Origin of the sequence: Ruegeria sp. TM1040 (genome assembly GCF_000014065.1) — a bacterium.
In the GTDB taxonomy this organism is placed as follows: Bacteria; Pseudomonadota; Alphaproteobacteria; order Rhodobacterales; family Rhodobacteraceae; genus Epibacterium.
This window is the reverse complement of sequence record NC_008044.1, coordinates 2,053,782-2,065,242: the sequence shown is the minus strand read 5'-3', so window position 1 is coordinate 2,065,242 and position 11,461 is coordinate 2,053,782. Positions and strand designations below refer to the sequence as shown.

Annotated in this window: 10 protein-coding genes; 6 read left to right on the top strand and 4 right to left on the bottom strand. The window is 61.0% G+C overall.

Annotation, left to right across the window (positions count from 1 at the left end):
- Positions 1–296: 296 nt before the first annotated feature.
- Positions 297–1,085, top strand: coding sequence for a ribose-5-phosphate isomerase RpiA (rpiA, locus tag TM1040_RS14220; RefSeq protein WP_011539285.1), 789 nt, complete (start codon positions 297–299; stop codon positions 1,083–1,085).
- Between the two features lie 64 nt (positions 1,086–1,149).
- On the opposite strand, the gene TM1040_RS14215 is transcribed toward rpiA, so the two are convergent.
- Positions 1,150–1,590 (bottom strand): PACE efflux transporter, encoded by a 441-nt coding sequence (locus TM1040_RS14215; RefSeq protein ID WP_011539284.1) that lies wholly within the window; start codon positions 1,588–1,590, stop codon positions 1,150–1,152.
- 288 nt (positions 1,591–1,878) lie between these two features.
- Here TM1040_RS14215 and TM1040_RS14210 point away from each other — a divergent pair, with 288 nt between their 5' ends.
- The 4 genes from TM1040_RS14210 to hflC all read left to right on the top strand — a co-directional run bounded on the left by TM1040_RS14210 (position 1,879) and on the right by hflC (position 6,054).
- Positions 1,879–2,394: a hypothetical protein gene (locus tag TM1040_RS14210; protein ID WP_254658829.1), complete on the top strand. Its 516-nt coding sequence runs from the start codon at positions 1,879–1,881 to the stop codon at positions 2,392–2,394.
- Between the two features lie 148 nt (positions 2,395–2,542).
- Positions 2,543–3,898 (top strand): glutathione-disulfide reductase, encoded by a 1,356-nt coding sequence (gor, locus tag TM1040_RS14205; RefSeq protein WP_011539282.1) that lies wholly within the window; start codon positions 2,543–2,545, stop codon positions 3,896–3,898.
- 108 nt (positions 3,899–4,006) lie between these two features.
- Complete coding sequence (hflK, locus tag TM1040_RS14200) at positions 4,007–5,170, top strand: FtsH protease activity modulator HflK (protein ID WP_011539281.1); 1,164 nt, start codon at positions 4,007–4,009, stop codon at positions 5,168–5,170.
- Positions 5,170–6,054, top strand: coding sequence for a protease modulator HflC (gene hflC, locus TM1040_RS14195; protein ID WP_011539280.1), 885 nt, complete (start codon positions 5,170–5,172; stop codon positions 6,052–6,054). Before hflK ends, hflC begins: the two co-directional genes overlap by 1 nt.
- Before the next feature lie 109 nt (positions 6,055–6,163).
- On the opposite strand, the gene TM1040_RS14190 is transcribed toward hflC, so the two are convergent.
- Positions 6,164–6,685 carry a YcxB family protein gene (locus tag TM1040_RS14190; RefSeq protein WP_011539279.1) on the bottom strand — a complete coding sequence of 174 codons (522 nt, stop codon included), beginning with the start codon at positions 6,683–6,685 and terminating at the stop codon, positions 6,164–6,166.
- Between the two features lie 436 nt (positions 6,686–7,121).
- Here TM1040_RS14190 and TM1040_RS14185 point away from each other — a divergent pair, with 436 nt between their 5' ends.
- Complete coding sequence (locus TM1040_RS14185; protein ID WP_044026832.1) at positions 7,122–8,627, top strand: Do family serine endopeptidase; 1,506 nt, start codon at positions 7,122–7,124, stop codon at positions 8,625–8,627.
- A gap of 397 nt (positions 8,628–9,024) precedes the next feature.
- Here TM1040_RS14185 and TM1040_RS14175 read toward each other — a convergent pair whose 3' ends face one another.
- Both TM1040_RS14175 and TM1040_RS14170 read right to left on the bottom strand, forming a co-directional pair.
- Positions 9,025–10,152: a tetratricopeptide repeat protein gene (locus TM1040_RS14175; RefSeq protein WP_011539277.1), complete on the bottom strand. Its 1,128-nt coding sequence runs from the start codon at positions 10,150–10,152 to the stop codon at positions 9,025–9,027.
- Between the two features lie 574 nt (positions 10,153–10,726).
- On the bottom strand, positions 10,727–11,395 hold the full coding sequence (locus TM1040_RS14170; RefSeq protein ID WP_011539276.1) for a Crp/Fnr family transcriptional regulator: 669 nt from the start codon (positions 11,393–11,395) through the stop codon (positions 10,727–10,729).
- Positions 11,396–11,461: the final 66 nt, after the last annotated feature.

Here is an 11,461-nt window from a genome sequence, read left to right as displayed (position 1 = left end):
ATTGAAACCGACGTTTCCGATAGGAAACGCGCTTGCGCACCCTATGATTTTGGCGCGCCGTTGCAACCAATCAGTTGTGATGGGGGCGATCACGGATTTTCAAAGACGCGACGACGCCGAGAGTGTTTCGCTTCGGGTTCCCCGAAACGACCGGCGCCGCGCTTGCCGAGCGGCAAGCGCGGCGCACGCAGATCGCCCCTCGCGCGAGACTTGGAAAGCGCCTATAACGGGCGGGCTGGCAGCGGGCGGTTTGTCCAGACGCCATGCCACATCCAAAAATGCGGAGGTCCATTCCCATGAGCGGCGATCTATCCCCCATCGACAAGGCGAAATTCGTGGCTGCCAAACGCGCGGCAGAGCTGGTGGAGGACGGCATGCGTGTCGGACTGGGCACCGGGTCCACCGCCGCGTGGCTGGTGCGGTGTCTTGGCGAAATGGTGCGCGAGGACGGGCTCAAGATCACCGGCGTGCCGACCTCTGCCCGTACCGCCGAGCTGGCGCGCGAGGTCGGGATTGAGCTGATCACCCTGGATGAGGCGCGCTGGCTCGACCTCACGATTGACGGTGCGGATGAATTCGACAGCGAACTCAATCTCATCAAGGGCGGGGGAGGCGCGCTCTTGCAGGAAAAGATCGTCGCGACGGCCTCCGATCAGATGGTGGTGATCGCCGACAAGGCCAAGGAAGTGGAGACGCTGGGGGCCTTCCCGCTGCCCATCGAGGTAATCCCCTTTGGCTGGCAGACCTCGCAGGCGCTGGTGGAAGAGACGCTGATCTCGATGGATGTAATGGGGCGCAGCTCGACGTTGCGGATGAATGGTGCCAGCCCCTATGTGACCGACGAGGGCAATCACATCCTTGATCTGCATCTCAACCGGATCGGCAATCCGCGCCAGCTGGCGTTGGTGCTGAACCAGATCCCCGGCGTGGTTGAGAACGGGCTGTTCATCGACATCTGCGACACGGTGGTGATCGGCTATGGCGATGGCAAGGTCGAGGTGCGCGACATCAACGAGGGCACTATCGAGACGGACCGGATCGATTTTGTCGAGACCGACAATCTCTTTGCGGATTTGAACGACTGAAGGCAGATACGCCGCCCCCAGGTTTAGGGCGGCTCTCTGTGTGCTCTGGTGGGGGCGCCGCAGCCTAGTGTTGCGCGGCGTGGTCCTCCTGCCATTCTTTCAGGGGAAACAGGCGGTCATAGGCCCAGTTAAACCCAAACGCATAGACCATGTAAAAGAGCGCAAAGGCCACATCCATCACAAAGGCCTGCCAGAGCGAAACCTGCAAATACCAGGCGATGAAGGGCATCAGCACGATGAGCAGCCCGCCTTCAAAGAGCACCGCATGCAGCACCCGGAGCATCGGTGTCTTGAGCGTGCTACCCCGCCAGTGCTGCAAAATCGCATCAAAGCCCCAGTTGTAGATCAGGTTCCACAGGGTCGCGAGCGTGGCGCTGACGATGCCGACAGCCCCGATTGCGTGCAGGGGAAAGTGAAACACTGCGGCCCCAAGGGGGACGATCAACAACAGGGCGATGATCTCGAAACTCAGGGCGTGACGAAGACGGTCAAGGGGGGAGCGCATAGGCGACCTCATGTCTGTGGTCGGGTCGTCCCGATAACGAGGCAACGGTCACGCCTGCACGGCGCAGCCATTGGCGGGGTCGTCCCCTGCGAGGCGCAATCTGGGGGAGGGGGACGCCCGTTTCAAGGCCCTGTTTTGCTTTGCAGGGCGGCTATGTGCCTTGACAGGATGCCGATGTGTGGCGCACCCAAAGCGGGAATAGTTTTAGCATTTTGCACTTTGGATTTGACGCCGATGTATTCCGAGACGCCGGATGGGCACGATGGGTCACCCACCGCAGATGTCCCGATGAGGGACAAAGTTCCCAATTGGGGCATTCTTCTTCTATTGCTCACAACTCCGCAGGTTATGACCTTCCTTCTGCCAGAGAGTATCCTCGCGCGGTTCTCTGGACCTCAATACCTGCGTGAAATCTGGAGCATCGCGAGCTTTGTGACGATCATGGCGCTGAGCTCTGAAGGCTCGTGGAACGATCGCTTTTTGCGCGTGAACGCCTGGGGCATACATTACGGGAGAACGTACTCGCGGGGGAGCGGCTGGGGTACATTTTGGGCGAGGAAGGAAGGGACGGTCAACGCGCTGCGCTGGGCGGATGTCGTGTCTGTCACCTACTTTCCAAAGAGTATGCTCACCGGATATGCGCGGCTGCGTGTGCGGGCACAGGTGCCGCTGGGGGCGCGCTACGATCTGACCTTTAAAACTGTGTCCCTTGATCCGAAATGTGCAAACCCAGCCGATCCTGAGGTCGCACGGGTACAGCTGGCTCTGGATCGGTACTGGCCTGAGTGGCGCGAGGGAAACTAGCGCGCGGGGCGTTCACGCCTCTTTCACGGTTTCGCGAGACAACCGCCTGCATCTGTTTGAAAACGCCGACCTGAGCCCCACTTGCGAGTCTGGCAATTCACCGCGCGCTGTGGGATACCTCGCGCAAGATATAAGAAGGGCGACGCATATGAGCTTTGATTACGATCTATTTGTCATTGGAGGTGGCTCCGGTGGGGTGCGCGCGGCGCGGGTTGCCGCGGCAGGCGGCGCATCGGTGGCGCTGGCCGAAGAGGACCGCTATGGCGGCACCTGCGTCATCCGGGGCTGTGTCCCCAAAAAGCTGATGGTCTTTGCGTCGGAATACTCCGGTATGGTCGAAGACGGCCGCGCCTATGGCTGGGATCTGGAGAACAAGGGCTTTGATTGGGATCACTTCAAGCAGAAGCTCAACACCGAGCTGGACCGCCTTGAGGGGATCTATCGCAACCTTCTGAAGAACTCCGGCGTGGAGAGCTTTGATGCGCGCGCCAAACTTGCCGATGCCCATACGGTTGAATTGTCGGACGGGACGCGCAAGACCGCCAAACACATCCTGATTGCCACCGGCGGCCGTCCTTGGGTGCCGGAGTTTCCGGGGTCGGAGCTGGCGATCACCTCGAACGAGATGTTCCATCTCGAGAAGCTCCCCGAGAGCATTCTCATCGTGGGGGGCGGCTATATTGCCTCAGAATTTGCGGGCATCATGAATGGTCTTGGCGTCAAGACCACGCAGTACTACCGCGGCGCCCAGATCCTGCGTGGTTTTGATGACGAGGCACGCGGCCTTGTGGCGCAGGAGATGATCCAGTCCGGCATCGATCTCAAGCTCGGAACCAACGTGCTGGAGATGCGCCGCGAGGGCGACAAGATCTGGGTCAAGGCCACCAATGGCGACGAGGGGCTGTTCGATCAGGTGATGTTTGCCACCGGACGCAAACCCAATGCCGACAACCTCGGGCTGGAGGAGCTGGGCATCGCGCGTGGCAGGGGCGGCGAGATCGAGGTGGATCAATACAGCCAGACAGCTGTGCCGTCGGTCTATGCCATCGGCGATGTGACCGACCGGGTGAACCTCACACCGGTGGCGATCCGCGAGGGCATGGCCTTTGTGGAAACCGTGTTCAACGGCAACCCCACCAGCCCCGATCACGATCTGATCCCGACCGCTATTTTCACGCAGCCAGAGATGGGCACCGTTGGCCTCAGCGAAGAAGAAGCGGCCAAACAGGAAACCATCGAGGTCTACGCGACCTCTTTCAAACCGATGCAGCAGAGCTTTGCCGGGCGGGCGCAGAGAGTGCTCATGAAGCTGATCGTGAGTCAGGCGACCCGCAAGGTGCTGGGCTGTCACATTGTCGCACCGGGCGCCGGTGAGATGATCCAATTGGCGGGGATTGCCGTAAAAATGGGGGCAACCAAGGAAGATTTCGACCGCACTGTTGCGGTTCACCCGACCATGTCGGAAGAATTGGTGACGCTAAAAACCCCTGTGCGGACGATCTGAACCAATTTCAGAGTTTGGTCGCGACGCTGATCTTGAATTTCAGCGCCGTGACCACAGGTTACAGGGCAATATCCGCTGTATCAGCGGGGAGAGATGGATAGGAGACTTATGGCTGGGAACAGTGGTGGCCCCTGGGGGGGCGGCGGTTCCTCCGGCGGCGGAGGCAACCGGGGAAACAACGGCGGCAACAACGGAGGCGGCGGCGGTGGCCGGCGTCCTGATGATGGCCAGATCCCCGAGATCGACGAGCTGGTGAAGAAAGGCCAAGAGCAGCTGCGCGTCCTGATGGGCGGCCGTGGCGGCAATGGCGGCAACGGGCAGGGACCGCAGGGCGGTGGCTCTGGCGGCAGCCCCTTGTTCACCAAAGGCGGGCTGATGCTCGGCGCGGTCGCTGCGGTTTTCCTCTGGGGTTACAACAGCTTCTACACCGTAAAGACCGAAGAGAAATCCGTCGAGCTGTTCCTTGGCGAGTTCTCCGCGGTGGGCAATCCGGGTCTGAACTTCGCACCCTGGCCTGTGGTCACCTATGAGGTAGTCCCGGTCAGCGTGGAACAGACCGAGAGCATTGGCGCAGGCGCGCGCGGCTCTGATGCGGGTCTGATGCTGACGGGCGATGAGAACATCATCGACGTCGACTTCCAAGTGGTCTGGAACATCAACGAGCCCGACAAATTCCTCTTTAACTTGCGCGATCCAAAGGCGACCATTCAGGCCGTGTCTGAATCCGCGATGCGAGAGATCATTGCACAATCGCAGCTGGCGCCGATCTTGAACCGTGACCGCGGTCTCATTTCGCAGCGCCTCGAAGAGCTGATCCAGTCCACCCTCGACAGCTATGACGCAGGCGTGAACATCGTCCGGGTCAACTTTGACGGGGCCGATCCGCCTGAACCGGTAAAAGACGCCTTCCGCGAAGTTCAGTCTGCCGGTCAGGAACGAGACCGTCTGGAAAAGCAGGCTGACGCTTATGCCAACCGCAAACTCGCGGCGGCGCGTGGTCAGGCCGCACAGACACTCGAAGAAGCAGAAGCCTACCGCGCGCAGGTCGTGAACCAGGCGCAGGGTGAGGCCTCGCGCTTTACGGCCGTTCTGTCGGAATACGAGAAGGCACCGGAAGTGACGCGCAAGCGTCTCTATCTGGAAACCATGGAGGACGTGCTGAGCCGCGTGGACAAGATCATCCTTGATGACAACGCCGGGAGCGAAGGCGGACAGGGCATCGTGCCGTATCTGCCGCTCAATGAAATCCGTCGTTCCGGAGGGAGCAACTGATGAATCGCTCTGTTATTCTTCTCGTCCTTCTGGGCGCTATTGTCGTGGGCGCACTGTCCTCGCTCTTTATCGTGGACGAGCGTGAGAAGGCGCTGGTTCTGCGCTTTGGTCGTGTCGTGAACGTGCAGGAAGACCCCGGTCTGGCCTTCAAGCTTCCGTTTGTGGACGAAGTCGTGAAATATGACGACCGTATCCTCAGCCTCGAAGTCGGGCCGCTCGAAGTGACGCCGCTGGATGACCGCCGCCTTGTCGTGGACGCTTTTGCACGCTACCGCATCACCGATGTACGTCGCTTCCGCGAAGCGGTCGGCGTTGGCAGCGAAGCCGCTGCCGAGAGCCGTCTTGACAACATCATGCGCGACCAGACCCGCGAGGTTCTGGGTACTGTGAGCTCCAACGATATTCTGTCGTCGGACCGTGCGGCGCTGATGCTGCGGATCCGCAATGGCGCGATTGCGCAGGCGCGGGATCTGGGGCTCGAGGTCATCGACGTGCGCCTGAAACGCACTGACCTGCCGCAAGCAAACCTTGAGGCGACCTTTGCCCGGATGCGCGCCGAGCGTGAACGCGAAGCCGCTGACGAGATCGCCCGCGGTGAAGAAGCCGCGCAGCGTGTACGTGCGCAGGCGGATCGTACCGAGGTGGAGCTTGTGTCTGAGGCGGAGCGAGAAGCCGAGGTTATCCGCGGTGAAGCGGATGCCGAGCGCAACAACATCTTTGCAGAGGCCTATGGCGCGGACCCGGAGTTCTTTGAATTCTATCGTAGCCTCACCGCCTATGCGCGCGCGCTTCAGGGGGGGAACTCCTCGCTGGTGCTGTCGCCGGACAATGAGTTCTTCAACTACCTGAAGTCTTCCGATGGTGCAGGCCGCGTGCAGCAATAAGCTGCTTGGCATAAAGCATTGAAAAGGCCGCCCAGTTGGGCGGCCTTTTTTGTGTCTCTGGCGCACATCGTTCGGGCCTTGGACGAAGGACCGTTGCCGACGGAAGGCGCTATTTTCTTGGAGCGCCCGCCGCCATAAGCTGCGCCTTGAGCGCCTCTTGGAAGTCGGCTGTGAGACATCTTTTGGGCAGCAGGTAGCTCTGAGCAGGCAAAAAAGCCGGGTAGATCAGCCAGCTCTTGCGATCCTCAGAGACGGCCTGAACCTCGGTCCATTTCACGATCGCCTCGCCGTGTTGGCTGCGTTGAATCAGGCCCTCTGGCTGAACCTCATAGGTAAATTCCGATCTCAGAGCGGGGGACGCCGTCAGCGCCCGCCTGCCGTGAAGCGCAATGGATACCCTCTGAGACAACCAGAGCCCGCCGATAAGCGCCGATGGCATCAGGAGAGATGCGATCTTGAGCATCTCGCCCCGTTGCGGAGGTTCAGTTGTAAAGGTCAGGAGAGCAACCGCCGCCACGCTCCCGAGGGCCAAAAGCGCCCACCGTTTCTTGTCGCGCCAACTCTGGCGCGTGGAGAGCTTCTGCGCTTCGATGAAATCTTGGGTTTTATAGGAAAGAGTGACGCTTGGCATGGTCCGCCTTTTGAAATGATCTGCGCCGACGCTACGCGAGACGTCGTCGCGAGACAACGCGCGAGGGCGGCAGGTCTCCCTCGGAGGCGGCCCCTTCAATCGGGGAGCGCCTGAGGGCGGTGTGACCGGGCAGTCTGATCGGGCGATGTGATGGGCGCGCTGCACCTCGACCCGATGCAAACCGCATCTCAACTTCAGCGCGCGCCGGTCTGTTGCCCCATCGGCGCAGTCGCGCGGCCTTCACCGGCCTTCACGTCAAATTGAGATGACAGTGAGCCCCATTGCGGATGCGCGCAGAGAGGCTACATTAGTCGCATCTAGTCGCACCCCCAATGCGTTGCGCCCGCGTCGGCGTCGCGCCTGAGGCATGGGTGCCCCCTTTCCCCTTTCGCGATGGGGCGGGCGGAGACAGAGTTGACAGGCCAATTCAAGGAGTATGTCCGTGCATCCAATCTCATCATCCAAGGCAATAGGCCGTGCGCGCGTCCATGAGGGGGCGCACAGCGGCTGGCGCTTGTTCTGGATCAGCGTCCTCGGGACCGCGCTGTTGGTCATGCAGTCGCTTTCGGCGGCGGCCCGTCCCGAAAGCCTCGCGCCACTGGCCGAAAAAGTCAGCCCGGCGGTGGTCAATATCACCACGTCGACCGTGGTCGAGGGCCGCACTGGCCCGCAGGGGATCGTGCCCGAGGGCTCCCCGTTTGAGGATTTCTTTCGCGAGTTCCAGGACCGCAACGGCGGCGGCACGCGGCCACGTCGTTCCTCGGCGCTTGGCTCGGGGTTCGTGATCTCGGAAGACGGCTACATCGTCACCAACAACCATGTGATCGAGGGGGCTGACGAGATCGAAATCGAGTTCTTCCCCGGTGAAGGCCAGCCTGCTGACCTGCTGCCAGCCACTGTTGTTGGCACCGATCCCAACACCGATATTGCGCTGTTGAAAGTGGACGCGCCGATGCCGCTGAGCTTTGTGAAGTTCGGTGACAGCGACAAGGCGCGCGTGGGCGACTGGGTTGTCGCCATGGGTAACCCGCTGGGGCAGGGATTTTCGCTCTCGGCAGGGATCGTATCTGCACGCAACCGGGCGCTTTCGGGCTCTTATGACGACTACATTCAGACCGATGCGGCCATCAACCGTGGCAACTCGGGCGGTCCACTCTTTAACATGGATGGCGAAGTCGTTGGCGTGAACACCGCAATCCTGTCGCCGAACGGCGGCTCCATCGGGATCGGCTTCTCCATGGCGTCAAATGTAGTGACCAAAGTGGTGAGCCAGCTCAAGGAGTTCGGGGAAACCCGCCGGGGTTGGCTTGGCGTGCGCATTCAGGACGTCACCGATGATCTGGCCGAAGCGATCGGGCTGGCGAGCGACGAAGGTGTGCTGATCACCGATGTCCCCGAAGGTCCCGCCAAAGAGGCTGGTCTCCTGGCACGCGACGTCATCACCAGCTTTGACGGGTTTGAGGTGAAAGACACCCGCGATCTCGTGCGTCGCGTGGGCGACACCGAAGTCGGCAAGACCGTGCGTGTCGTGGTGTTCCGCGATGGCAAAACCGAGACGATCCGCGTCACGCTGGGACGTCGCGAAGATGCGGTGGGCAACGGCACCGAAGGTGGCGGCGCTGAAGCCGTTCCGGATGAAGGCGAAAAAGAGCTCCTCGGGCTGACCGTGGGCGTTGTGCGCGACGACATGCGCGAGGATCTGAACCTCGATGCGGGCACCACTGGTCTGGTGATCCTCTCCGTGGATGAGACCTCTGGCGCGTGGGAAAAAGGTCTGCGTGCAGGCGACGTGATCACTGAGGCAGGCCAGAACAAGCTCTCTTCGATTGCCGATCTCGAAGCGCAGATCGCCGCTGCCGAAGAAGGCGGCCGCAAATCGATCTTCCTGATGGTGCGCCGTGCTGGTGAGCCGCGCTTTGTCGCGCTCAATCTTGAGGACTGATCTCGCGTGCCAACGGCATTTGCCTCAAGTCGGGGCATCTAAGAAACAAGACCGGCCGGCCCCAAGGGGTCGGCCGTTTTCTTGAAAGACAGCACAGAAGAGACTGCTCGCAATACCAAAAGAGCCATGCGTCGGGCGGACACATGGCTCTCGATGGGACGGACGATCATTGGGATGGATAGGAGAATGACCGCCTTGTCCGCGTTATGTCAGAGGCCGTGGGCGGGGACTGTGAAACAGGTTACATTCATTGCATTTTTTTTGAGCAGTTCGTGTTTTTTTGTGATCCCATTTGGGGGCTCATGAGTTGGGCCTTGAAAGCGGGACGCGCCACGGAAGGCTCAGACCAAGCAAAGAGCAAAAGCCTCAGGTCAGGCCGGAGCGCATGAGGGCCTGTTCAAACCTTTTGTGGTTGGCCGTCTGCAAAGGCAAAGCGGCGCCCGTCGCGCTGATAAACGGCAAGCGTCACGTCTGGATATTGCGCTTTCAAAAGCGCAACCGCTTCTTTGGCCTCCTCGGTACGGCCCAACGCCAAGAGGGAGCCTACCTGATAGGCAAACCCGGCGAATGTCGGGCTCGCAGCGCGCGTGATTGCGGCAAGCGCCTCCTCATATTGGCTCGCCACATAGTCGGCGAGGGCAATAATTTCCCAGTACCAGCCCGAGAACATCGGGTTGAGCGCCATCGCCTTGTTGATGAGGTCATGCGCGCGCTGGGGCTGTCCGATAAACGCAAAATGCTCGGCCGATTTCGCGGCGATATGGGCATCACTCGCATTAAGCTCGAGCGCCTTTTCGATATGCAAAGTCGCGCGGTCAAACTCATGCAGCGCACGACAGACGGCGCCTGCGATACGATGAGCCTCCGCCTCTGCCGGGTCGAACTCCAGCGCCTTGAAGACATCCTGTGAAACCTGATCGAACTGATCTTGCCGCACCGGGAAATCCCACGTGCGTGAGAAGGAACAGGCCCGCCAGGCGTAGGCGCGTGCAAAGTCGGGCGCCGCGTCGATCGCCTCTGAAAAGGCTGCGACCGCACGTGTGGCCACGCGTGGGCTGATATCACCGCTTTTGTGCAGGTCCTGCCCGACAAGAAGCGCCTCATAGGCGGTTAGGTCTTGGCCGGCTTTGGCCTTTGTCCGCCGGGTCTCGGCCAGTTGAACCTCGCCTGTCATGCAGGCAGCGACAAGGCCGGAAATCTCGTCGAGGACCGCGAATATGTCGGCGTCGGCACGGTCGAAGCGCTCGGACCAGATTTGCCGATCTTCCAGCGTCTCATAGAGTTCGACCACGACTCGGATACGGTTCAATGCGCGGCGCACCGTTCCTGACAGAATGAAGTCCGCCCCGAGCGTTGTTGCGATCTCCTGAGCTGGTCGCTCTGAGGCATTAAACTGAAAGGACGACATCCGGGATGTGATCCGAATGGCATGAAACCGCGATAGCTCGGTTGTGATGTCCTCCGAGATGCCCTCGGCAAAGACCGTCTCTTCGGGCTCGGCAAAGTGAAGGACGCGAAAGGGCAAAACCGCAACCACCGGCTGCGTGAAGGCGCGTTCGGGCGTGGGCGTCGGCGGGTTTTGGGGCTGTGCATCGGAGGCGTCGGTTTCAGCACTCCGGCTTCAAAGCGCGCAGTGTCGATTTCATAGTCCTCGAACGCAATCCTCATTCCTCCAGTGTGGCAGAAGACCTCGCGTTTCAAAGATGTGTTTCGTTTGTCTTGTGTGTTTCGCCGCCGCGCCGCTGGCGGCAAGGGGCATTTGCGGATCGCGCGTCAGGTCCAGCGGCCCAGAAGGGGCAGCATCGCAACGAGGATCGCTAGGCGTGACACCGCACGGCACGAGCCTTTGGTCACGTTACGGGCGGCGTCATGGGCGGCCTGGCTGCGCTAATAGGCGGTGTCGATGGAACCATCTTTGCGCGAGCGGATGTGGGATGTGTCGGTCATGTCTGGTCTCCGTGTTGATGAGACCAATGTGCCGTCTGCGCGCTTGCCGCGCTTGAAGAGAGCCTTTTGGGCGCCTGGAGACTTCTAAAGACCGACCGCAAAACTGCCCCAAAAGGGCGCGTGATGCCGCTCAGGGTGTGCGGTTGGGGTGTTTAGATGCCTTCGGGGTCGGCCAGAACCGCCAGCCCGCCGCGATCTTTGAGGTGCAGTCCTCCGCGGCTGATCTCGATGAGGCCCGCCTTGCGCCAGTTCGACAGGGTCTTTGAGACCGCTTCGCGGGTGGCGCCGACGAATTCGGCCAGTTCCGATTGCGAGAGGCTCAGCTGGCCGTTGCCATCCGCGGGCGTGAGATAGAGGAGCTTGCGCGCCAGACGCACCGGCATGGGGAGGAACACTTGCTCATTGAGTTGTGTATTCATCCAGCGCATGCGCTGCCCCGCGAGCTTCAGCATATCACCCGCAAGTTCGGGATGCTTGGTCAACTGCGCCAGCACGTCCCTGTGACGCAGGCGGCGCAGGTGGCTTGGTTCAGCGGCGGTGGCGGTGGCGGTGCGCTCGCCGGGATCGAACATTGCGATCTCACCAAAGATCGCCCCCGGGCGCATCATATCAAGCGAGAGCTTGCGCCCCGCTGCGGAAAGGGTGGAGATCTCAAGAGCGCCAGAGATGATCGCATAAAGCGCGTCGCCCTCGTCGCCGCGCTCAAAGAGCACATCGCCCGTTTCGAGATGAACATCTGTGGCTTGGCTGTCGAGCATGGCCCGCAGGCGCTCCGAGGCCCCGGACAGAAAGCTGGAGGCAGGGAGAGGAGCGGCAGCCATGAGAAATCTCCGAGGGGCAGATGAGTGATACTGGCCCCGGGGTTGTAAGCGGCTAATCGCGCCCGC